Below are 25,250 nucleotides of genomic sequence, written 5' to 3'. Positions count from 1 at the left end.
CTATTAACCTCCTCCAATTATTTTTCCTTGCACCAGGTTTGCTTAACAACTTGATGACTTAATACAGAGATACCTACTGCAATCACACCATCAATAGCTGCACGCACATTCCAGCCGAAAATACTGCAAGATGCTGTTATTCCGAAGCATAAAAGGATCCAAACAATGAACCAATCAGGAATATATGGTGTTCTTTTACAAGCGTATCCTATAAACCATAGTGCTGGAACAATATAATAGAAGTCCTCCCGCATAACCGATAGCAATTCTTGTAACAAAACGAACACCTCCTCTGATTATGATTAGAGCCCTTAATAAACCATGTTATTGTTTGGCAAAAATATTAAAAGACTCACAATTAACTTATGCAATAAGACGGAATGTGTTTTGGCTTTTGAATTAGAACATTACATATCTATAATCAATTTTTCTCTTAAAAAAGTAGTACTGTTTTAGGATATAATTTTTTCTGGATTGACCGTTGTTCAATTTGGGAATAATTAAACGTAAGTTATGGAATTAAAGTGAGAATCCCCCAGTGGAGGTCTTGCCGTTGAATAGTACCACGATAAAATAAATCCGAAGATTACCGAAAGGAGGAAATATGTCGTTTCAGACATAATAATTATGAAAAATAAAAAGGTGGGGCAGGTTGGAATTGTTTTTATTATTTCTACTATATTCGTTGCTTTGTTTGTTTTATGGGGAGCTATTTCCCCAAGCTCACTAAATGAGGCTGCAAGTACGGGGTTATCATGGATGATTACCAATTTTGGCTGGTTCTATATGTTAATCACCGCTTTATTTGTATTATTTGCAATCGTCATAGCTATTAGTCCGTACGGGAAAATAAAGCTAGGGAAACCTGATGACAGACCTGAGTATTCATGGATTTCATGGATTGGCATGTTATTCGCTGCAGGGATTGGGGTAGGTTTTGTCTTTTGGGGAGTAGCTGAACCAGTCCTTTACTTCATGGATCCACCCTTAGGTTATGAACCCGGTTCCCGAGAATCTGCTTTAGCAGGTTTACGTTACGGTTCTTATCATTGGGCAATGCATCCATGGGCCATTTTTTCTATTGTAGGCATGACTCTGGCTTATGTACAATACCGCAAAGACCGTCCTGCTTTAATCAGTTCCGCTTTTTATCCATTATTAGGTGACCGTGTAAACGGGTGGGCTGGAAAAACAATTGATACATTGGCAGTAATTGCAACATGTACAGGTGTGGCGACAACATTCGGTTTAAGTGCAATGCAAATTACAGGTGGATTGTCTTATGTCACACCAATCCCTAATAACGCATGGGTACAACTGTTAATTATCTCGATTGTCACATTACTTTTTATGTTTTCTGCGGTAAGGGGTTTGGACAGGGGAATAAAAATATTAAGCAATATTAACTTAGCCGTTGCAGGGTTATTATTAATATTCGTGTTAATTGTAGGACCTACTTTATTTATTGCCGAAAACTTTGTTACAACACTTGGTGGTTATATAACTAATGTTATCCCAATGGCCTTAACTTTAACACCTTTTTCAGAAAGTGAATGGTTAGGTACTAATACCATTTTCTTTTGGGCATGGCATATATCATGGGCACCTTTCATGGGTATTTTTATTGCACGCATTTCAAAAGGCCGTACGATAAGAGAGTTTATGGCAGGAGTCTTAATTGTCCCATCACTCCTTGCGATTATTTGGTTTACTACATTTGGCGGTACTGGATTAAACATTGAGATGTATGGTGCCGGAGGTTTAGCAGAATTAATTAACTCACAAGTCGAATTAGCATTATTCGCTATGCTAGCTGAATTGCCATTAAGTCTCATTACCAGCACATTGGCGATAATTCTTATCCTTATTTTCTTTATTACATCTGCTGATTCTGCTTCCTTTGTGTTAGGATCAATGACATCGAACGGTGACCTTGAACCTAAGAACTCTGTAAAGTTAATATGGGGTTTTCTAATTGCAGGCGCCGCCAGTGTTTTATTATTCAGCGGCGGTGGTGGATTAGATGCATTACAAACAGCTTCTATCATTGCAGCATTGCCCTTCGCCATTGTCATGGTGCTAATGATTATTTCCTTATTAATCACACTAGGGAAAGACTGGAAAATTGACCGTAACCTTTATCGGAAGAAAAGAGTAAATCGGGTGAAGGGAGAATTTAAAAAGGAATTCACAAAAGATATTAAAGAGGACGTATATGACGAAGTGAAAAGTGATTTGTATGAAGAAATGAAGACAGAGATGTATGAAGAAGTCAAAGATAAAATTTATGATGAAATTAAAGAAGAAATAAAAGAAGACTTACATGATAAAAAGTAAAAGAAAAAGTGTATGAAATACCTCGCTTTAAGCAGATTACTTTATAGCAATTCTTATTTATGTAAGAATAGATATATTCAATAAGTGAGGTGTAATGATGAAGATCGAAATATGGTCAGATTTTGTATGTCCATTTTGTTATATAGGAAAAAGAAGGCTAGAGCAAGCCATTGAACGATTCCCGGAAGAAATTAACGTTGATATACAATTTAAAAGTTATCAATTAGATCCTGATGCTCCGTTATACAATGGAGAGAATATCCATGAAGCGTTAGCAAAAAAATACAACATGCCTTTAGAAAGAGCGAAGCAGATGAATCAGCAGGTTGGTGATCAGGCGAAAACAGTTGGATTGGAGTTTGTTTTTGATACAATGAAGCCAACAAACACTTTTGATGCACACCGTTTGTGTAAATACGCTAAATCGCTCGGCAAGGAAGCTGAATTTGTTAGCGAAATGTTATATCAATATTTCACTTTATCTGCTAATATCAGTGATAAAGATACACTATTATCAATTTGTGAAAAGCTAGGGTTAAATGAGGATCAAGCAAAGCAAATAATTGATAATAAAGAATTATTTGCCAAAGAAGTTCAAACAGACCAGGAAGAAGCGCAAAAACTGGAAATCACCGGGGTGCCATTTTTTGTTTTTAATGGTAAGTATGCGATATCTGGTGCGCAACCAATAGAAACATTTATGAATGCATTAGAAAAAATTGTGGAAGACGACAGAATGACACTTCAAGACCTCTCAACGAAAAGAGGCAGTTTCTGTGATGGGGACAACTGCAGTTAGCTGGACCTTGCAGACAATGAGCAACAAACGAGTATCTGTGTGGTATTAAGGAAGATCCTAATTATTGGGGGAATGTTTATAACTAAACATTCCCCCATTTCTATTTTAAAGAAATTATCCAATTACCTATCGTTATTTTTTTTTAACCATGTTATAATCATTTTGAACTATATAACAGTTTTATTGTACTAGATTAGTCAATACATACATATGCCAAAACAACTAGAGTTATTTTATAGTTCTATATTTTGAAAGCACTTTCTTATAAACTAATTATTACTGGAGGTCTATTATGAGTAGAAAGTTATCCACCACTAAGAAAAAAACCGGGAACAAACCTAAGAAAAAGAAGCTCAGTTTCAATGGGAATACCCTACATAAAATAAAAATTGGGAAACAGAAAAAGAAAAAAGATGCAGCAGATCACCAATCAACTATTTCAAAAAAACATTCTATTAGTACACGAATTTTATTCAGTATACTTCTAACTGTTTTAGTAAGCGTTATCATTACTGGTGTGCTATCATATACTATTTCAAATAATGTTATTAAATCCAAAGTAACCGATGCTACAGAACAAACAATCGTTCAGTCAGGAGATAAACTAGATTATTTGATGCAGCAATATAAGGATCGGGTCACAGAGATTTTAATGGCTCCAAATTTTAGTAATACACTAATAGAATTAGACAATTATGAGGAAACCAATAACTTTGATTATTTTACACTCAAAAGTACGATCGATGATGCTTTAACTCAAGTTACAATGATCGATGGGAATACTAATCTTTACTTAATCCATACAGCAAAGGAGCGAATTGTTTCTTCATCGCAGACTGTTGTTGAAGAAGATGTCTTCAGCAGTGATTGGTATAATGCTGCAGTAGAATCTAATGGTTCAACATATTGGATTGGCGGGTTATCTGGTGGCATCTCTGCCGTAAATGAAGATCCAACGATTAGTTTTGCGCAAAAACTGAGAATTGGCGGAACGATGTATTTAATGTTAGTTGAGCTTGATACACTTGTTTTTGAGAATGCATTACAAAATGTAATGATTGGAGAAAATGGTACCCCTTATGTTGTTGATCAAAATAATCAAGTAGTCTTTTCATTTAATCAGGAGGAGATTACAGAAAAGTATCCATATGATATAAAAGCTGACTCGGATAATCATATATTGGATGAAGATGGACAAGTAGTAATAAAGCGTCCATCAGAAGTAACCGAATGGTTTTTAGTTGGTTCATTGGCAAAGTCAGAATTGACGAAAGATACTCGCGTAATCTTTTTTGTAACAATAGGTATTATCGCTATATCCCTTATTATCTCTATTTTTATCGCAAATAGAATTGTTAAAACAGTCGCCAGGCCGTTAGCAAATATCTCCAGCTTAATGTCATATGCGAAAGATGGAGATTTAACAGTACGTTTTGAAGACATGAATAGAAAAGACGAAATTGGAGAACTTGCACAGAGCTTTAACACCATGTTAAAAAATATATCTGAGATGATGCAGCAAACAACAATCTCTTCAAATATGGTATTAGATGCTGCAACGAAACTAACTGATATTTCACATACCCAGTCACAATCTGCAAAAGAAGTGGCAGCAGCTTCTGAAGAAATTGCAAGTGGTGCAACAGGATTAACAGATGAAGCGGAAAAAGGAAACACACTTGCTTTAACGATCCACGATGAAGTCGAAAATGTATTCCAAAATAATAGTGAAATGGAGACACATGCGATCGAAGTACTTGAAAGAAGTCATGAAGGACTGGAAAAAATGAACGAGCTTGTTCAAACAACAAGAGACGGAGAGCAAATGACAAATGCCCTTGTAAACAAAGTAGACACATTAAAATCGAGTACAGAACAAATTACAGATGTTATGATCATGTTGACAAATATTGTCCAACAAACAAACTTATTATCACTGAATGCAGCGATAGAAGCAGCAAGAGCGGGTGAAGCTGGCAAAGGATTTGCCGTTGTTGCCGATGAAATTAGAAAACTCTCTGAACAGTCGAAGCAATCGATTGATCGTGTCGAAGAAATTACAAATGGTATTGTGAGTGAAGTAAATGATACATTGCAAGTATTAGAAGAAGCAAATCCACGCTTCCAAGCACAAGTCACGCAAGCTGAACAAACTCAACAGTTGTTGAACAGTGTTGGGGAAAGTATGGGGACATTTACTGGAAAAATTCAGCATGTTACCGAATCAATTCAACAATTAAGGGATTCCCAAGAGGTATTAACTTCAACGATTCACCAAGTAAGTGCTACGGCTGAACAATCTTCGGCTATTAGTGAAGAAGTATCAGCAACAACAGTAGAACAATTAAAAGTTAGTGAAACACTTGTATCAACATCAAATGAATTGAAAAAACTGTCAGAAGAACTACAAGAAATGATGAAGAAGTTTCAAGTAGAGTAACAACTGTAAATGCTCCCCTTCTATAAGGGGAGCATTTATTTTTCGGTTGCATCTACTAATTAACAACACGTATATTTATAATTCACAATCTCTTCAGAACCAGCCAATTTATTCTACTAAACCTGTTCTTTCAATTCCTTCAAATCAGCGTTCGGTAAACATATTTAAATTTAAAGGTGGCAGTATCATTAGAAATGATACTGCCACCTTTAATTGATTCCTGATAAATGGTTGGGCCAAATGCTCTGCTTCCACTTCAAATACAGCAGATATTTGGGAAATGGACATAGAGAGAGGTATGCCAAAAATTAATAACTTAATCATTTCCATTTCGAGCAGTATACTCTCCTCCTGGATAAAGCGTATTGGAATATAACCTTTTACACTGTATTTGAGTGATTCCGCTTTTCACTGTTATATCTATGTTGCTGCTAGCATATAAATAAGCATTTTGCTGATCATATACAATTACCTGATTTTGATTACTTCCAATTAAATCACCAAAAGCCACATATCCGTCTACCGGGAAAGTAGTAATTACATTTTGATAACCATCATATATTGATGGAAATATATTACCGCCACGTCTGTACGCAATTATATAATCAAGGTCATTATTGTCCCAATTATTGATTGTGTCAATAATCGTTAACCAACCTCCTGTTTCCCTATTTTCCTTCCAAACTTCTTTCCCACTTCCATCTAACAAAAAGATCCCATCTTGCCCATCTGAATAGATTGAACCACGAATTATTCGATCAAGTCCAGCAATCTGTAGACCTGGTAAATCATCCCGAAATTTCCCTAAACAAACATGCTGAGATTCGATTGAACCATTGTATCGCCATAACTCTTTTCCCTCCCAATCATATAAAACCGTCACACTCCCCCCAATAACGAGCTGATAATCCTCAGCGTCTGGTTGGACCTTGCCTGCCCATATACAATCTGCATGATCATCAAGATCTTTACAAGACCATAAGACCGTTCCATCAGAGCTAAGAAAGTCATATCCTGCCATCACTTCATCCTTGCCATCGCCATTAAAATCAAAAACCCATGGGAAATGACCGATATTTCCTTTATGCGTCCATAGCAAATCCCATTCATTATTCATTGCCCACATTTGTTGATACCGATCTTTTAAAATTATATCACTTGGAAAATCATTTCCTGACAGGTTTGTGATAATGATACAATCATGTGCTTCATCAGCTGGCAGTGGACATTTCCTCTGTATACTGCCTGTCTCTCCATCAATAATGTGGAATGTTTTATCCATAATACTGAGCACTTCATTCTTTCCATCACCATCAATGTCATATATCTGGACTGGATAATCGCTGCCGGGACCACCTGGTTCTTCACTGGGTGTGCCGATCTGCCATAAGACATTCCCTTCTAAATCAAATGCAGTCATCGCTTCCACTTGATGGGGTACATATCTATCATCAATTCCCCCATCTGGTTGAACCATTAGAATATCTAACCTTCCATCTCCAGTTAAATCCCCAAGAAACATTTTGCAGTTTTTCCCCGCTTTTGTTATATCCACTTTTCCTAATAAAACTGGTTCTGCCCAAACTGATACCTCTTTATTTTCCATGGTCATTAATTATCTCCCCCTCTATTTACCCTAAACTTCACTTTCCTGTAATTTCTCTTGTCTCAGCTCCAGACGCAAAAAAGTCCGATATGTTATCCACATGATAACTAAACTAGTTAAACTGGCACCAAAGAAAAATATAAAAACCGGAAGAACAAAATACAAATAATATAATGTTAAACATGCCGCAATCAGATAAATGGTCCTGATTGGAGAATATACGGCAATGAGGATCGCATTTTTTAAATACACAAACAGTTTATTTTCATAATGAACATACATAGGAAAAATATAAATAAGCATAATACCATATACTACAGTTGTAATGATTAATAGGGTTTTCATTAACTGTTGGAGCCCCTCACTTCTAAGTTCTAAAAAATTTAAATTAACATATAACATATAGCCGAATAAAAGCAAAAGAATCCCAATAACATTTGCACGACGAAACTCTTTTTTGTACGTCTTCCAGAAAAGTTGAAATACGCGAATACCATCCTCGTCCATTGACCATTTCCGGAATATGGTGAACATCGCGACAGTACTTGGTCCGATCCCGAAAACAACTAAACCAGCAAGTGTAAAGCAAACCCACAAAAAGTTTACATATAATAATAGGAAAACTGTCTCTCCAAAATAATAAAATTTACTAATATATCCATCCCCAAGCATAATCTTCCACCACCTTTTAATAACTAGTTTTTAATCGCTTTTTTAACTGAAAAATTGGCATAAGCAGCGACCATTGGTGCCATTTGCCTAAAACCAATTCTCCCGCCATGCAATACCGATCCATAACTTTTTCCATCATCTGTCCATTCAAGAATAGGCAAATCATTGATCGAAAATTGAACAAATTGATTGTACTTAATTAATTTCATCTGATAAGGGGAAATCGCATCCTCAACAGGAGGAAGTGGATCAGCCGCTTGTGTAACCAAATGAAATCCGTAACTTTTCCGAAGATTGCAAGTTCGAAATGCACGTTCATCTGGGTGCTTATGACGAAAATAAGATAAATGCAATGCATTTATTGCCCCAGAATGATAGTGAGGATAGTAACCTGTTCGTTCAGGTAAAGACTTGTCAAATAAATCTTCTCCATTTCTTCCTTTTGCAGCGAAGAAAAGCATGCAAAGTCCTGGTTCTTTAATTGGATAATATTCCCACTCTATAATTACTTTATCCGGAACATCTGCAGGACACCATAAAACCCAGTGGGCATGGTCACCATGCTCATCAGGGTCTAATTTGTTTTCCAGCAATAATTTATTTTCCCAGGTTCTTGTTACGACTTCGCCTTCTCTCCTCCAATCTTTCACTGATTCTTCACCAGTTAAGGCATTTTCATAAATTGTTTCACCAGCTGTGAAAGATAACCCCCTCATATTCTAACCTCCTAAAAGATAGTAAAAATCAGTCTGAAAAAAGATGTAAACAAACAACTACCATTAGTGATAATCATTTGTTTTTACCTTTTATGATCTCAGGCAGAAGATTTTCTAAAAGCTATTGTTGTACTTCTGCCTAAGCAAGTATATATCCATCACCTTCTATCCTTTCACTGAACCTAACATGACACCTTTAGCAAAATGCTTTTGTAAAAATGGATAGAATAATAAAATTGGAATCGTTGCAATAACGATAACAGCTAACTTCACCGATTCTTCCGGCGGCTCATATAATTGCGCCTCTTGCAGATCACCGATACCAGAATTCGCTACCATAACTAATTGTTGAAGCAGTAATTGAATTGGCCATTTTGTTGTATCTGTTAGGTAAAGTAATGCCTGGAAAAAGTCATTCCAATAAAAAACGGCATAGAACAATGTGAAAGTTGCGATAACTGGTTTGGACAATGGCAGCATTACGCGCCAAAATGTTTGGAATTCGGTACATCCATCTATTTTTGATGCATCTTCTAATTCTTTCGGTAATTGCTGAAAGAATGTTTTCACAATGATTAAGTTAAATGGATTAATTGCCAGTGGTAATATTAATGCCCATATCGAATCTAAGAGACCTAAACTTTTTACAAGTAAATATGTCGGAATCATCCCGCCGCCAAAGAGCATCGAGAAAAGGACCAGATTCAGAATTAAGTTCCTTCCAACCATACTGGGTCTTGAAAGTGGATATGCCATAGTCAGGGTTAATATCATACTGACTGTCGTACCTAGTACTGTTACAATGATGGAAACTCCTAGACTCCGGATTACTGCATTGGTTGAAAATATATAATCATAGGCAGCTGTCGTAAAGTCATTTGGAAATAAGAAAAAGGATCTGGTTGCCAGCTCTGTTTCTGATGCAAATGATCCAGCTACAACGTATAAAAACGGGATAACGGTAACGAGTCCGACAACCGTTAAAAAAATATGATTAAAAACATCAAATACTCGACCTGCTGCTGTATTATGCATTCGATGCATATAAAAACCTCCTTTTATGCTGTGCGTTTTACTTGATTAGAAAAGTCCGCCCTGACCTAATCTTTTCGCTAATCTGTCAGCACCAACAATTAGAACAATGCCGACAACTGACTTAAACAGACCAACAGCTGTACTGTAACTAAATGCCCCTTCGGTAATCCCGACAAAGTAGACATACGTATCAAAGACATCTGCTACACTTCGGTTCAGCGAATTTGACATTAAGTAGATTTGCTGGAAACCTGTATCAAGGAAATTACCAAGTCTTAAAATTAATAAAATAACAATTGTACTACGTAAAGCTGGTAATGTTACATGCCACAATCTGCGTAAACGTCCTGCTCCGTCAACAATTGCTGCCTCATATTGCTCTTGATCTACACTTGCTAACGCTGCCAGGAAAATGACCGTACCCCAGCCTGTCTCTTTCCATATGATTTGTCCAATAATCATCGGTCTGAACCAATCGGGACTAGACAAGAAATTTATTTCTTTTCCTATTAAACTGGAAAGTAATTCGTTTACTACACCACCGCTAGTTGTTAAGAACACATAGCTGATACTTGCAATAATTACCCATGACATAAAGTGTGGTACATATACCAATGTTTGAAGTGTACGTTTATAGAAACTCAGTCTAATCTCATTAAGAAGTAATGATAGAATAATTGGTGCCGGAAAGAAGAAGACTAGATCATATAAAGCTAATATGAAGGTATTTCTTAATAATCTTAAAAAGTCAGGATTAGAAAAGAAATACTGAAAATGCTCAAACCCTACCCAATCACTTCTGAACACTCCAAGAAAAGGTGAATAATCCTGAAAAGCAATAACAATTCCCCACATCGGAATATATTTGAAAATAATGAAATAAGCTAAGCCTGGCAAAACCATAAAGTAAAGCCATTTTTCTTTTAATATCTGATTCCATTTACTTTTCTTCTTTACAGTACTGTTTAGTTTGCCTTCGTGTACATTTTCCATCGAATCCCCTCTTAACTTAAATGATGTTGGTAACCCTGATAACTCGGTAATGAACCATACGGGCAAAATAGCGCTTTATATTCATTCTCCCTGAGAGAAAATAGTATTTCATTTGAAGTAAAAAGCAGGTAATCACCTGCTTTTTACATTTTTTCATTTCCAATTATTGTGCTTCTTGATGTAATTGGTTGATTTCCTCAATATAGTCTGTACCGCCAGATTTCTTCCATAGTTCTACAGCTTCTTCAAGACCAGCTTCATCAATTTGCCCAACGATATATTTAATTCGTGCATCAATAATAATATTGTCTAATTGCTGGCCTTTTTTCGAGTATACTTCTGAAATATACGATTCTGCCGGGTTAGGTACAACAATATCTTCATTTTCAATCTTTAATTGTGCTTCCAGCTGACGTAATGGGGATGAATCTGCCGAAAGCGATTTCGCTTCTGGAAGATACATTAACATTTGATTAAATCCTGCAATTTCGGATTTCAATCCTGCATCATCTTCTAATTTGGATTGATATTCACCATCTACAATTTCATAATGGGTCCCTTCAAAACCGTTTTCTGCAAGAATTTGCATTTCTTCATCATTCATTTTGTCAAGAAAGTCAAGCACTCGCTTCAATTCTTCCTCTGACTTTACTGCAGTTTTTGATACAGCGAGCATACCTGAATAACCAGATGTCGGTAAATTGTGTAACCCCGTTGGACCTTCTACCGCTTTTATAACTGTAATTGGATCCGTATTTTCAGGTTCCGCATCAATTATCTTTTCCTGAATTCTGTGACCCTCATCCAATACGTTTACCTGTACCCCAGCTTCTCCGGATATTACAGGTTCTGACCATTTTGCAGGATCCATTACAGCAAAGTCTTCGTTTACAAGCCCTTCGTCATACAATTTCTTAAAGAAATTTAATGCATCTAAATAGTTGTCATCCATAAAGAATGGATATAACTCTCCGTTTTCATCTTCGCCCCATCTATTCGGTACACCGAACCATGTTTGCATAATATCCCATGGACCTTCATATTTAGATACAACCATCCCGTACGTATCGTCTTGTCCATTCCCATCAGGGTCTTCTTCTTTGAAGGCTTTCAACATGTTGTAGAATTCATCTATTGTTTTTGGCTCTTCTAACCCTAAATTTTCTAACCAGTCTTTACGGATAATGACACCATTTCGCCCTAAATCACGTGAACGATAAACTCCATAAATTTCCCCATTAATCGAGCTGTTATTTAAAATGATTTCATTTGCCTGACTTAAATTCGGATAATCTTTCAAGTATGGGCCAACTTCCCAGAATGCCCCATCTTCCACTGCACTAATAAAACTTGGGGATTTACTTGGAACATACATAATATGCGGCAAATCACCTGATGATAAAGTGATGTTAAACTTATCATCCAAGTTACTGTTTGGTGCCCATTCCATTGTTATATCTGTATTTGTGTATTCCTCAATTGCTTTTAGCACAGGGCTGTCATCTGTTGGCGGCTCTGTTTCAAATGTTGGAACAAAGATACGCAAATCCAACTTCTCTTCAGAATTACCAGAATCCCCACCTGATTCCCCATCACCTTCATTACTAGCTGTATCACTATCACTACTGCACCCAGTCACTGCAATAATTCCAATTACCAATAATGCCATAAATAAATAACGAAGAAACTTTGTGTTCATCTTGTGACCCTCCTTAAATTATCTTTCATAAACTGACAATCACTTGTTCCTTTTCAAAGAAATAAGAATAAAATCAAGCCTCCCTTCGCTGCAAATTTCTAATCGTATGAAAAGTCACCATTGTGTTGCCGGTAAACTTAATATAAAACGCTTACATTTTTCTTTCAATATTCAATTTTTGTATACGAGGTTATCACAGGCTCAACTCATAGTTAGCAAGGGGCTCTCTGTTTTGTTTATCATTTTATTTTCTGATTAATACTTTTTTGCAATTGCTTTTCCGGCGGTAAATCCTTTAGTAATTCAAGACATACCATCACATTTAGAGACCATTGCGAAATAGTGTTAGTTGTAATCCATGGAATCTCATTTAATGTCTTCCAGCTTGTCACTGTTTGTGATTGAATTGGAAGAGGTGTATAACTGTACTTAGGATCAAGTAATAAATTCCATGCTGTTTCTGCCAACTTTTGATCGTTTTTCTTCCTTGCTGCATATGCAACCATTGCCGCTGAAAACATTGGCCAATTAAACATTTTATTATGAAGTATTCCATTACTTCTATAACGTTTTTCTCTATCAGACAATGCATAAAATTCGCCAAATTCAGCAATCATCTCTTTCCATTCTTCATCATCCAGTAATTCTGCAAGTTCCATCCAAACCTGTGGTGCCCCAAATGCAATAACCATATGATAGCCGCCATCATTCCCATCACCCATATGGTGAAGATGGGATGTTTGGGGATCATAGCCATATGTTGGGCCTGAGAGTAGACGGTATGGCATTTTCTTTAAATCTTCGATACCTGTTACTATTTTTTCCAAGTAACTATGATCTTCTGTACGCTCCCACTCACATAACCAGTTTGAACTGAATGCCGCCCAATCCGGACCAACTCTTGTATGTGTTGGAAACTCATCTTTTGGATAGAACTCACGCATCGGATCTAAGTGCACAGTTGATCTATCAGCATCTTTAAAATTGGTTAAAATCTCTCCGGTTCGTTCATCGGCCGTTAGATAATAATAAATTTTATACAGATTTGCCATACTAATACGTGCTTCTTTGCAACCACAACCCCAATGGGAAACATTATGCCGTGAACCTAATCCTTTATATTCACCAATATGGTAACAATCCACTTCACTTGTATGTCTAGTCATTGCTTCAGCCATTTCATAAACCTGACCATCTCCTGTACGAAGAAAGGAATACCATAACCAAATATTCGGTACCAATTCAGTATTTTGCCAAGCAAAACCACCTAGATCATAACGCCATTGATGTCTAACCGGGTCATAGGTATGCATCACATCACCATAATTCCAGAATCCGTACCAACTTCTTTGGTCAATTTCCTGCTGATAAAATTGTATGGCTTTTTCAAGCTGTGTTTCCAGAAAGTTAGTTAACTCATTTGTTCTATTTGGCAGACTCCAGATTCCAGTTGCTTTCGTTCTATTGTAATAAGCAGGTTCACAGACTAGTAAATTATTATTTTGCCAGTCCTGCACTTTTTGAAATAATTGATCAGAATCTGGTGTGGATGAATACAAGGATAAAAATAATTCATTCGTGTTGGCAATTCCTACAGGTGTTGCCCGCATTTCTTCAAACCCTTCATACGCACTTGGTACATGTGTTTCATTACTGTAATGACGAAGATCCATTGCTTCACAATCAGGTGACCATAACCATATCGTTAGTAAAGATGTTTCCTTATTTAAATCACATACTTCCAGAGAACTCGGGAACTTTTCCCAGAATTTCTTCTGTCCAATAGCTATACCACCATCTACACCACCTGCATATACCACACCATTCGAGCGATTGCCATGTAAAACTTCCACCCATGAATTATTTTTTTCTCTTCGTTTCACCACTTTATAATGAACCGCACTATCTTGAATAATTTTGAAATCATTCCATGTTGCATTTTCTATCACATATTTCTTTACTTCAGGTGTCTCATCCAGATTAATGTTTTGATTCTCGATTTGTTTATTAAATAGCCCATCTGCATTTTGGTATCTTCTCGTCAAAATTAGCTGGCCAGGTTCGCTGTATACACCTTTATCCCCCGCAAATTGTACATGTCTGTTCCAAGGATCCCCTGTATAGCTGGTTTGTAATTTTAATCCTATTCCTTTTATAAAATAATGGGCAGGTTCCCTATCGGAGATCAGTGTATGTATTATTTTTACATCTGGTATGTCTTGATAAAAACATAATCTGATGATAAATGGCAGAAACCGTTGGCCGTCTAGATTATAATGGGCCCCTTCTATCTTTATAGCTGCTCGTATATTACCTTTATTCTCAATCACCACATTTTCAATCTTGCCTATCGCTGTTGTTTGATTAATCACAGTTTTCTCACTATTTTCCGTTCTTTCTTCAATTATTGCTTCTAAATTGGCTTGATATGTTTGTACATCTCTCTTTAAATCAAATAATGTCTCTCCTTTTTTATAAATGGCACAGGTGACTATTTTATTATGGACATTTATTCTGTCTTCTTTATCCTCAATAACGAGTCCATCCGTTTCGGCAGCAGGCACCCCGTCGGCGGAAAGTTGCAATGCTCGTTCCTGATTTAAGTTGGCAGAATGGGCAGTCCATTTCACACTCCCATCAGGCCAATAGGCAAGTGGCCATGTTTGCATTGGTATCGATTGTTTTTCTTCATTCAATAATGAAATATTCAGGTTCCGGTCTATTTCCCCCTTAGGCCAAGGTACTCCCCATGTAACATTAGTCAGGAAGTTGGGCTGATTATCTAACCATTTAACATCAACTTTCATTGCTTTTCATCCTTTCTTTTTTTATGGATACGAGTACTGAGATAAAAGTAATTAATTCATATAATAATCCGAACGATTCTCTTGAATCAGTCCGGATTATTTGTTTACTGAAATGTGATTCTATTATCGCTCCGTCAAAATACATCACTTTCACCTAACGGCATAAGTGCGATATCTACTCAAGCATCATTCGGCTTTTAATTATTACTTTAGTTATTAGTCTATTCAATTATTAATCAATGCTCGTAATGGTTCTGCTAAAAGTTTCGCTATTTGATTGGCACCTTTTTCAGTAAAATGTGTATGGTCCTTTCCATTAACCTCAACCATATAATAGGTGGTTGCTTCTTTGATTCCGATTTCAGTTAAATGGTTAATGGATAGATTCATTAAGTCAATTAGTGAACACTGTTCTTCTTCTCCAACCTCTTTCATTGCATTACAATAATCACCAAAGTCTGCCAGAAATTCACCAGATACATAATGTAAACGAGCAACGGGTGTAATTAATATTGGTATTGCTCGTCTTTTTCTTGCAATTATAATATATTGCTTTAGATATTGTTTATACTCTTTATACGGTTCTGTATATCTTTCCGGCTTCTCTTTCGTTGAATCATTATGACCCATTTGGACGAGAAGGTAATCCCCTTCTTGTAGTGATTCTTCTATTTCACCTAATCTTCCTTCTTCAATAAAGGACTTGGAACTTCTCCCGCCTATTGCATGATTAAAAACAGTACAATTAGCCAGGTAATCTTGTATAAATTGCCCCCAACCTGCTTGAGGAGCATTTTCTTCACTATAACTCTGACATGTAGAATCACTTGCTAGAAATAATCGTGTCATATCATCACCCCTTTACTAAATAGAATGGTTGAATCCATATATATTTTAACTGGTCCAATTAAGCCAGACGGTAGTACCTGTTTATCCATTTTATTTGCACTATTATTAGTAACACGAACAGTGATTCTATTCTCTCCTTTAAGTAAGCTGTCACCTGAAAAATGAAGCTGATAAGGTGCCCACATTTTCACTCCTGGTTCTTCTGAATTAAGAGAAACCTCTGCTATTTCATAAACCTCACCTAAATCAACGGTTACTGCATCTACCTTTTCACCTCGATAGTCAAAAGTAAAATAGTAGGTAATGGTTCCGGAATAATGTTTTAACTCTTCACATGTAGTCCAATCAATTAAAGATTCCCTGCCCCAATCATGTTTAGATATGTTGGTCAGTTGTAAAATCGGATTTATCTCCATAACTTTCGTAGTATCTGCAGGAAAATAGTTTTTCTGCCAATCTTCTGTAGTCTCCGCTGACAAAATTACTGATTCACGATAAGGAAGTTCAAGGAGGTACGTTCCATCCTCCTTTTTAGCTAACGGCCGTCGCGACCCTGACCATGGATCCCATTGTTCTGCAGGCTGGTCAGCAAAGAATTTTATCACCCCATTGTAAGCTGTCTCACCTTCATTTGTTAGAAAATAATAGATTCGATTGAACTTTTCTACCTTTGAAATTCGAATGTCCTTACTATCTTTGGATAATTCTGCGTATCGATATTGTAAGAAGTTCTTTTGATATGATGATATATCATTTGGCAGAATATAAACCGCCCCATCTATTTCTTCTTTTTTATTTGATGTGATTATATATATTTTTCCACCTTGTAAAATAAATTCGTTCAATTGCTGTATTATTGTTGGATGGAATTCCGATAGTTCTATTTCATCCACTACCAGGGCTTGGTACGCTTGCTTACCTGCAATGATGCGATTATCTTTTATTCGTACTTGGCGGTTAACAAACAAGGCTTCATGCACATAATTGAATTCCACTTGATGTTGATATAAATATTTGGCTAATTTCCATGGTAAGCGGTCATTTAAGGCTAATATTCCAATTTCTGCCTTATTAATACTATCTGTCATTAACCAGCTTACTCTTTTGATATATGTGCTGAAATAGTTGTAATATGGCCACCATACATTATTCGGTCCTACATCTGGTGGACGTTCATGACTTCTCACCTTACCATCTACAGAATAATAGAATGCATGGGGACAAAATAGATTTACCCCTCTAACCGCAAGCCAATCCGTATACCATTTCATATCAGAGGCAGATAGGTTCCAACTATTATCAATTCCGCATACACCTAAGTATTCATTTAAATTTCGGCGACGCTCGTAATGTCTAGCTGCATCTGCCCCACATTTTCCAGCTGTTGAGTGTTCACCTGCTAGATCTTTTTCATCTTCTGGTGCCACCCATCTCCAAACAACATCCTGCCCCGGAATTGTAAATGGTTCCAGCAAACCAATATCATCACTTTTTGCTGGATGACCTGTTAAGAAGAGATTATTATTGTTACACCACTCTGCTATAGGTATGTAGTATGTTTCCAACATTCGTTTATTAATAATTTTTGAATAAGTTTGGCGAATATGTGCCGTTTTATCACCAATGTTATAAAATAAACCAGGGAGATCTTCCACACGCAAACCTGCCTGATAGATAAATTGTTCAAAGTTGTTTGTCCATGCAACACATCCTGGTTTAGCATTTCGACCGGTTATATCAGGTTCATCGGTAAACATGGCAAAAATAGTTTCACCAAAATACTGACCGACAGCTTCTTTATATCTGTCATGAGTTAATTGAATAAAAGTTTGAACAGCTTCTGGATTTAACAAATCTGCAGAGCGCGGGGCTTCTTCCTGCCCATCATCCTGATTGGTATGTATTCCTCGTATCGTTCCCTTCGTATAGCTTTCTTTTAACACAATACAAGCATAATCACCTTTGTCACGTTCTTTGGCTTCAAAAAACTGGTCTATTTCTTTTTGAGGAATTATCGCATTATCATCAGCCATTTGGATAATTTGCGCATTTAATGGATAGATGCAACTTATTTGATTGGGATCAAACTCAGTTTCTGGATCTTTTTTTGCTAAGTAAACAGCAACTATTCGATCATCCTTATCTAAGGGAATCTCTACAGTATGAGGAAGTTTATCTATTTTCGTTGCATACAACCCCCTGCTAGCAAACTTGTCATTCTCCTTCACTACTTTTCCATTTGCTGCACCGGACGGATACATCGCTTCATCATATAAAATAACATGCATTTTTCGCTTATGGGCTTCTTCTACAGCAAATTTTACAAACTCCATGAATTCATCGGATAAATATTCTGTTTCTTTCGGGATGCCCATTCGCGGGTGTAATACAAAACCCTCTACACCCTTTGATCGGAAATCATCTATTTGTGATCGTAAGGTATCTTTATCAAGCCTGTCGTTCCAAAACCAAAACGGCATTGGTGAAAATTCGGATCCAGGATTAAGAAATTGTTGATATATTGTATCCATTTTTATTCCCCCTAAGAATTACTTGCTCTCATTTTTCGATATTGACTGGGCGGCAGACCTACATGCTTTTTGAATATTCTGTTAAAATAGCTATGCCTGTAGCCAACCTTTTCTGAAATCTCATTAATTTTCATATCCGTTTGTAATAACAACTCTTTTGCCTTGTCCATTCTTATCGTTGTTAAGTAATCAATAAAATTAACCCCATGAATTTTCTTAAAAGCCTTACTTAAGGTATATGGCGTAATGTCAACATATTCCGCACAGCTTTCCAGTGAAATATCCTCCATATAATGTTCTTCTATATAGGAGACTACTTTATCTACAGCCATTTTCATTTCCATGTTCGTATTTTCTTCCAAAAAATTAATATATGGCTCAATCACTTGATCAATTAGCCATTTCACTACCCACTCAATTTCACGCAGTTGTGATAACTCTTCATACATATTCCGCCCATTATATAAGACTACCGGATCAACACCTGACAACAATATTTCGTGTTGAATAGTACTGTATAACTGCATCATTCCAGCATGGACACTAACTTCTTTTGTACTGTCTGTCAGCAATTCATCGAAGAATTGACGCAACAACTCCTCTGATTCGTTGATCTTACCTCTACGTATGCTCTGTACAATTTCCTTTTCTGTTTCAAAAGGATAGAATAATCTTTGCCCTGTTACTTCCTTTTCAACTTCATTAAGCATAAGTACCTGATTCTGATTATTAAAGTCTCTATATCTCTTTGCTCTGCCAATTTCTTCAAAAAGGGTATAAATGTCCTTTATTTTGGGTGTATTTGAGCTGATTGTTATGGTGACATAATTTGATAATATTCGATTAATCGCTGTTGTAATATCTTCCGCTAATTGATTCAAAAGATCTGTCAGATTACCAATATCATTAGGAACGATTAAAAAAATACTAGCCGTCATGTCATACTGATTTAGAACCGTATATTGATCAACATATTTTTTTGTAACATCTTCTGCAATATTCGCCATGGCAAATGCAACCAAACTATCATCTTCGTATGTCCTTTTACGATTACTAATACCACCAGTCAATTGAATATCTAACAGAACAAAGGAATGATCATTTACTTTCCAGCGGTAATTCTCCATTCTCCTCTTTAATGCTTGCTCGTCAAAGTCATATAAATAACCTTTTGTTAACTGAATCAGAAAGTTCTGTCTAAGTTGCGGGATCTGGTTGCTAATCCGTTTTTCTAATTGCTCTCTTTCAAAAGTCAATGAATCCAGTTGATCACGGATTTGTTTAAATTCATCTTTTGCGCCTTTTGATGGTGAACTGTCTGCAGGGGTAAAACTGCTCGCAAGATTTTTAACCGGTTTATACAAACGGTTTGATGCAAACCATGTCAGGAAAAACGCCAAGCCTAATACAAGCAAACTAGCAATTAATATTACTTTTGATATATTAATAATCGGTGTTGTAATTGCCGATATTGGTGCAGCAGAAACATACGTCCATTCAGAGCCAACCCGGTCAAATGAGCCATAAGAGACAGAGTATGTTTTGTCATCCCAGTCTAATTGAAACGAACGATCTTCTTTATTATTTTTTAAAAATGCGGAAAGTAATTCTTTCGTAAATCCACTTTCTTTAGTACTTTCGGTTGTGAAAAGCAACTCATTATTTTCATTCAGTAATAAAGTAACACCATTACTGTATGGTGTTAATGTTTCTAATGTACGGCCAAGGCTTTCCTGGTCAATTGTCACAACAATCGCTCCAAAAGGATTGTTGATTACTCCTGGTATTTGATGAATCAGAATTAAGTTGCTAGAATAGTTCGTATATTCATGGAATTTATCTGAATGGTCCCATGTAATATGTTTTGAATTTTCTATTAATGAATGATATCCTTCTTGTTCACTTTCATCAGATATATACTCAATATAAGGTGAGAACATTATAGGACCATTTTCTGTTTCTACATATAAGTCAACTTCTTTAATAAGAGGCTGGCTTCCTTCGAGAATCAGTAATTTTTGCATAATATCTCTAGTTTTTGTAAATTCATAAACAAAATCTGTAGAAATTAGCTGGTAATTAAAGGTTGGTTCATAAGCCCAATAAGTAAGTGATTCTTCTAAATAACTAAATTGAACATCAATATTTTGAGCACGATCGTCTATCTCATCTGTATGAACTTTGTGCAGCTCGTTTTCTGTTGAACTTAAACCAATCGTATAAATAGCAATACCTGAGATAATACCGGGAATAGAAGTTATAAATAAAATTAATAAGAAACTCTTTCTAAAATAATTACTTTGCCAACGAAAAGAAAACCAACTTAATATATTGGAAATTATTTGCTTAATTTTCATATTCTTCACCTCACAAAAATTATTTTACCATAAATGTAAGCACTTTCACAATTTGCGAGGGGAAAATTGAAGAATATTATATTTCATAATCACCTCCCTGACTATACTGGTACTATATATTCTATAAATCTTTACTGCAATGATATTTTTTTGTATATATTTATATTTCATCATTTTTTTCAAGTACTTTTATGCGAATGTAACACTTTTTTGCAAGTAATAATGGTGAATAAGAAAAGGGATGTAACCAGACGGCTAACATTCAGTATAATTTATGGTAGCAGAAAACAAAATATGCGCTCAGCACACTTATTTTATGAAATAAGTGTCTTGTGCTTCAATTAAAAGAATATGAACGACTGAGCCAAGATGCCATTTGTTTACACCGTCGCTTTTAATGCCAAAAGCACCGCAACTATTACGTTAAATGGCATTGAGGGAGCCTTTTAATGCCAAAGATCTTCTATATATTCCTGAATTTTACTTATAAGTTGTTCCTTTTCACAAACAAATTAAAATGACATTTCAATTTGATCGAAGAATGCTTTTGCCAGTAACAAATGTTCATGTTGGTTTGGGTCATCTTTCCTTTAAATCACGAATAATCTCTCATGACAATCCTTTGTTTACGATAATCAAATCGAAAGAACACTACATGATGTAATGTTCTTTCGATAACCGATGTTGTTAACCTTTCTGTTTTAGTGTGATTTCTCCACATCTAGCGTCACATTCGCAATCTCTTTCTTTTGAAAGGTTGACTGCTTAATTTTCGCTTGTAAATTTTCTAAATACAGGTCCGGGTCTACTGGTAATTCGACCGTTTTCTCTAGCCAAGCAGATAGATAAATTGCATTAGAAATCTCTAATCCCTTAATTCCTTCCGTTCCTGGAGCAAGTAATGGAGTGCCATTATGAATGGCATCCATCCAGTTTTGAAGTATACCTAAATGACCTGGATAATCACCTTTAACAGGGATTTCAATTTCCCAGCATTCTGGCCGGCCAAAACCTGTTTTATCTGTTGCATTAAATTTGCGCTCAGATTCTGTTAAGCGATAGAAAATCAGTTTGTTATTCTCCACAACAATTTTCCCTCTATCACCTGTAATTTCAAACCGATTCGTTCCAGGGGCTTCCCCTGTTGACGTAATAAAGACTCCTGTTGCGCCATTTTCATATTCCACATATGCAGTGACATCATCTTCGACTTCAATATCATGATATTTACCCAAACTGACAAAAGCATGAACTTTCTTTGGCATTAAACCTGTTGTCCACTGCCACAAGTCCAGTTGATGGGGTGCCTGGTTTAATAAGACTCCTCCACCTTCTCCATCCCATGTTGCTCTCCATTCACTTGAATCATAGTAACTTTGTGAACGATACCAGTCTGTTATAATCCAATTTGTTCGTTTTATATCACCCAACTCGCCAGAATGAATCATTTTACGTAGTTTTTGGTATAATGGATGTGTACGCTGGTTATACATCATACTAAAAACAAGACCGCTTTCAGCTGCTGCCTCATTCATTTCTTTTACATTCTTAGCATACGTACCAGCAGGTTTCTCCAGCATGACATGAATCCCTTTGTCAAATGCTTTCATTGCTGTTGTTGGGTGAAAATAATGTGGTGTAGCTATGATGATTGCATCAATGTCAGCTTCATTTAAAAATCTGTCTTCATCTTGATAAAGGTCAATATCATCCGTTATATTATTTTTCACCCATTCAATCTGTTGTTCAGAAGCATCACACACTGCTGTTAAGACAGCTCCTTTTACTTTCCCTTGATTTAATTTTCTGGCATGTGAGCGGCCCATATTCCCAACACCAATCACTCCTACTTTAACTGCACTCATTTATGTTCACCTCTAAATTTTTTATTTTTGCCTACCCGTTTGATTAACTGTAACTTGCTTTACCAGATTGTTTAAATTAGTTAAACTTGTTTGTAAGCAATCATATGGGTGACGTTCGCAGAAATCTTGCTCTACCGCATACCATTCGATACCATTTGCTTCGCCCCATTCCAGGATGGAGATAAAATCAATAACGCCTTCTCCCACTTCCGCGAATGTTTGGCGTTCATCGGGTGTCATGTCTTTCAAATGGATGATCGGCATCCGATTTTCGTAACTGGATATAAATTTAACAGGATCATACCCACCTTTTTTCACCCAAAAGACATCTATTTCAGCTAGAATTTCATTGTCATCTTCAGGGTTAAGTATAAAACTTAATGCATCTTGCCCATCGATCTTACTATCAAACTCGAATGCATGGTTATGGTAGCTGATTCGATACTCTGGCGCTTGTTTTGCAACCTTATTTAACGTCTTTTTAACCTCACGATAGCCAGCTTCATTTCGCAAATCATTCGATAGAAAAGGGCAGATTATATCTTTCGTCCCATATAAATCCGCTTCTTTTAATACATTATCCAAATCCGTTTGTAAGCGCTCTAAAGATATGTGCATTCCTGCAGCATTTAAATGATTCTCTCGCAAAGCAAGTGCGACTTCATTCGGGTCATACCCACTTGGCAATGCGGAAATTTGCACACCCGCCCAACCCATCTCTTTCAATTTTCTGAACACTGGACGTATTCCCTCTCCTTTTAATTCTTCACGCACTGTATACAGCTGTGCAGCAAACTTTTTTTCCATTAACAACCTCTCCTTTTTTTGAAGACACAAAGAATATCACCTTTATGTGCTTTTATTTCTGTTTCCAGAACCGGCAGAGTAACCCTTCCTTTTAGATAAAGTAACCGATTACAAAACTGAATTTACTATTACTAGGAACTAGTTAAATTATAGTAGGATAATTCATAAAAATCATTGCATGAAGTTATTTAGATTAAGCAGAAAATTATCTGAGCGTGCTTTTTTGGTTTGCTTATTCTTATTGCTTTTTTATTTATTGTTTAGTCGAATGTGTCGATATTGCTTTGCAGTTACTCCGACTTTTTCACGAAAAAAGCGACTAAAATGGGAAACGCTTTCAAATCCACACTCATATGCAATATCTTTTAGCGGTTTATCGGGCTCCATTTCTAATAAATATTTTACTTGGGTCAGACGGCATCCCATCACATATTCCATTACAGTAAAACCTGTCATTTCTTTAAATACATGAGAAACATAAGACTTACTTAAATTTAGTGCTTTTGCTATACCATTTAAAGATAGCTTGTTCATATAGTTGACTTGAATATATTCTGCTATTTTTTCTGAGTGTTCAAACTTATCACTTTTACGACCTGGCAGTTTAATAAAATCAAGCTTTCCCAGATGATGAACACTTATTAATATTTGAATTAATAAAACTTTCAGTTCTGATTCACTAATAGCTTCTTCTTGATTTGCTTCAACTTTTCTTTTATACAGCCGTTGAATTACTCCCTCTAAATATTTTGATTCACTGTTTTCCTTTGTACGAATTAAGCAATGGCGAAGCTTTTTAAATACTTCTAATAAATACATACTGTCTATTTCTAAGAGAATGCCTTTAATCCACTGCGGTGAAAAATGAATGACACTTCGAACATATTCTTTGTTTGGATTCACATTCGGTTTATGTAAAGTCATCCCATCCATTAACAGCAAATCACCTGGTTCTAAGTCATAAATCTGGTTATGAATTAAATACCGACATGATCCTGAATGAAAGAAATATATTTCATAATGGTCTGGATGTGAATGATAACCAAAATCACCATTATTGCTTGATCGATAACCAACTCTTAAAGGTTCATTCATTTGCTCCATTCCTTTCAAATGATTTACTTATAGTATATCGGGATTGTAAAAGAAAATCATTGAATTATAATCAAAGATACTTAGAAATGTAAAAGTGCCTTACCCATTTCCCACAGATCAACGAGTAGCTGACTTTTATATAGGAAAGAATGTTACTGACGTCATTTTCGAAGGTTTCAATGTGAGGAATAAAAGCTGGTAACCAAACAACAGTCCGAAGCTTTCAGATAACACGGCAATGCAAACTTTTGGAATATGGCGGTACACGATAATGAAGCAAATGGTTTTTATTTTGCTGGAAGCCCTGCATCAGGCATTGTTTATAATTTTGTTGCCTCCAACAGCATCGGACCAACTGACAGTTCTGCTGGCAATATAGTTTTTTTGGTTCTCATGGAGAAGAAGTGGTGTTTATAACAACCGTGCCTGGATTAATAGTGATGATGGATTTGAAAGTATCAGTGCGGAAGGAACAGTAATTCACCGGAAAAACTGGTCTTTTAATCACAAGGGGAATCGGGAGGTTTTAAAGTGGAGGCTACAGTTATCAAACAACCGGAATTCCGGTCCCTATGCCAATCCACACTGTTCAATATAATTTAGCAGCTAATATATGATAACTGTTATTCGGAATCATCAGCC

20 protein-coding genes are annotated in these 25,250 nt (G+C 36.1%); 4 read left to right on the top strand and 16 right to left on the bottom strand.

Annotated features, from left to right (window positions below; all coding sequences use genetic code 11):
- Positions 1-17: 17 nt before the first annotated feature.
- On the bottom strand, positions 18-278 hold the full coding sequence (locus ACFOY7_RS10295; protein ID WP_390251962.1) for a phage holin family protein: 261 nt from the start codon (positions 276-278) through the stop codon (positions 18-20).
- A 349-nt stretch (positions 279-627) separates the two neighbouring features.
- Here ACFOY7_RS10295 and ACFOY7_RS10290 point away from each other — a divergent pair, with 349 nt between their 5' ends.
- The 3 genes from ACFOY7_RS10290 (at position 628) to ACFOY7_RS10280 (ending at position 5,576) form a co-directional block, all read left to right on the top strand.
- Complete coding sequence (locus tag ACFOY7_RS10290) at positions 628-2,337, top strand: BCCT family transporter (protein ID WP_390251961.1); 1,710 nt, start codon at positions 628-630, stop codon at positions 2,335-2,337.
- 97 nt (positions 2,338-2,434) lie between these two features.
- Positions 2,435-3,136: a DsbA family oxidoreductase gene (locus tag ACFOY7_RS10285; protein ID WP_390251960.1), complete on the top strand. Its 702-nt coding sequence runs from the start codon at positions 2,435-2,437 to the stop codon at positions 3,134-3,136.
- 292 nt (positions 3,137-3,428) lie between these two features.
- Positions 3,429-5,576 (top strand): methyl-accepting chemotaxis protein, encoded by a 2,148-nt coding sequence (locus ACFOY7_RS10280; RefSeq protein WP_390251959.1) that lies wholly within the window; start codon positions 3,429-3,431, stop codon positions 5,574-5,576.
- A 144-nt stretch (positions 5,577-5,720) separates the two neighbouring features.
- Here ACFOY7_RS10280 and ACFOY7_RS10275 read toward each other — a convergent pair whose 3' ends face one another.
- From ACFOY7_RS10275 to ACFOY7_RS10205, 15 genes are all read right to left on the bottom strand, one after another.
- Positions 5,721-5,900: a hypothetical protein gene (locus ACFOY7_RS10275; RefSeq protein ID WP_390251958.1), complete on the bottom strand. Its 180-nt coding sequence runs from the start codon at positions 5,898-5,900 to the stop codon at positions 5,721-5,723.
- Positions 5,893-7,188, bottom strand: coding sequence for a hypothetical protein (locus ACFOY7_RS10270; protein ID WP_390251957.1), 1,296 nt, complete (start codon positions 7,186-7,188; stop codon positions 5,893-5,895). The genes ACFOY7_RS10275 and ACFOY7_RS10270 overlap by 8 nt, the downstream gene beginning before the upstream one ends.
- A 24-nt stretch (positions 7,189-7,212) precedes the next feature.
- Positions 7,213-7,854, bottom strand: coding sequence for a YesL family protein (locus ACFOY7_RS10265; protein WP_390251956.1), 642 nt, complete (start codon positions 7,852-7,854; stop codon positions 7,213-7,215).
- Positions 7,855-7,877: 23 nt separating this feature from the next.
- Positions 7,878-8,570 carry a DUF1961 family protein gene (locus ACFOY7_RS10260; RefSeq protein ID WP_390251955.1) on the bottom strand — a complete coding sequence of 231 codons (693 nt, stop codon included), beginning with the start codon at positions 8,568-8,570 and terminating at the stop codon, positions 7,878-7,880.
- 165 nt (positions 8,571-8,735) lie between these two features.
- Entirely contained in the window at positions 8,736-9,614 is an 879-nt protein-coding gene (locus ACFOY7_RS10255; protein ID WP_390251954.1) for a carbohydrate ABC transporter permease, read from the bottom strand.
- A 36-nt stretch (positions 9,615-9,650) separates the two neighbouring features.
- A complete protein-coding gene (locus ACFOY7_RS10250) occupies positions 9,651-10,598 on the bottom strand; it encodes an ABC transporter permease (RefSeq protein WP_390251953.1) in 948 nt (315 codons plus the stop codon).
- Between the two features lie 163 nt (positions 10,599-10,761).
- Positions 10,762-12,297, bottom strand: a complete 1,536-nt coding sequence (locus tag ACFOY7_RS10245) for an extracellular solute-binding protein (protein WP_390251952.1) — start codon at positions 12,295-12,297, stop codon at positions 10,762-10,764.
- A gap of 239 nt (positions 12,298-12,536) precedes the next feature.
- Positions 12,537-15,104 (bottom strand): exo-rhamnogalacturonan lyase family protein, encoded by a 2,568-nt coding sequence (locus ACFOY7_RS10240; RefSeq protein WP_390251951.1) that lies wholly within the window; start codon positions 15,102-15,104, stop codon positions 12,537-12,539.
- Between the two features lie 225 nt (positions 15,105-15,329).
- Positions 15,330-15,953 (bottom strand): rhamnogalacturonan acetylesterase, encoded by a 624-nt coding sequence (locus ACFOY7_RS10235; protein WP_390251949.1) that lies wholly within the window; start codon positions 15,951-15,953, stop codon positions 15,330-15,332.
- A complete protein-coding gene (locus ACFOY7_RS10230; RefSeq protein WP_390251948.1) occupies positions 15,950-18,484 on the bottom strand; it encodes a glycosylhydrolase-like jelly roll fold domain-containing protein in 2,535 nt (844 codons plus the stop codon). The genes ACFOY7_RS10235 and ACFOY7_RS10230 overlap by 4 nt, the downstream gene beginning before the upstream one ends.
- Positions 18,485-18,495: 11 nt before the next feature.
- Positions 18,496-20,841 carry a helix-turn-helix transcriptional regulator gene (locus ACFOY7_RS10225; RefSeq protein ID WP_390251947.1) on the bottom strand — a complete coding sequence of 782 codons (2,346 nt, stop codon included), beginning with the start codon at positions 20,839-20,841 and terminating at the stop codon, positions 18,496-18,498.
- Positions 20,842-21,436: 595 nt separating this feature from the next.
- Positions 21,437-21,562, bottom strand: coding sequence for a hypothetical protein (locus ACFOY7_RS10220; protein WP_390251946.1), 126 nt, complete (start codon positions 21,560-21,562; stop codon positions 21,437-21,439).
- The gene (locus tag ACFOY7_RS10215) at positions 21,543-22,706 is read right to left on the bottom strand and encodes a Gfo/Idh/MocA family protein (protein ID WP_390251945.1); all 1,164 of its coding nucleotides are present in this window, start codon (positions 22,704-22,706) and stop codon (positions 21,543-21,545) included. Before ACFOY7_RS10215 ends, ACFOY7_RS10220 begins: the two co-directional genes overlap by 20 nt.
- A gap of 21 nt (positions 22,707-22,727) precedes the next feature.
- Positions 22,728-23,513, bottom strand: coding sequence for a sugar phosphate isomerase/epimerase family protein (locus ACFOY7_RS10210; protein WP_390251944.1), 786 nt, complete (start codon positions 23,511-23,513; stop codon positions 22,728-22,730).
- A 249-nt stretch (positions 23,514-23,762) separates the two neighbouring features.
- On the bottom strand, positions 23,763-24,608 hold the full coding sequence (locus tag ACFOY7_RS10205) for an AraC family transcriptional regulator (RefSeq protein ID WP_390251943.1): 846 nt from the start codon (positions 24,606-24,608) through the stop codon (positions 23,763-23,765).
- 255 nt (positions 24,609-24,863) lie between these two features.
- On the opposite strand from ACFOY7_RS10205, the gene ACFOY7_RS10200 reads away from it, so the two are divergent.
- A complete protein-coding gene (locus ACFOY7_RS10200) occupies positions 24,864-25,025 on the top strand; it encodes a hypothetical protein (RefSeq protein WP_390251942.1) in 162 nt (53 codons plus the stop codon).
- The last annotated feature ends 225 nt before the right edge of the window (positions 25,026-25,250 follow it).

The sequence above is a fragment of the Gracilibacillus xinjiangensis genome (genome assembly GCF_042651765.1).
GTDB classification, from domain to species: Bacteria; Bacillota; Bacilli; order Bacillales; family Amphibacillaceae; genus Gracilibacillus; species Gracilibacillus xinjiangensis.
Note: the sequence above shows the minus strand (reverse complement) of the source record. Positions and strands in the feature narration are given on the sequence as shown.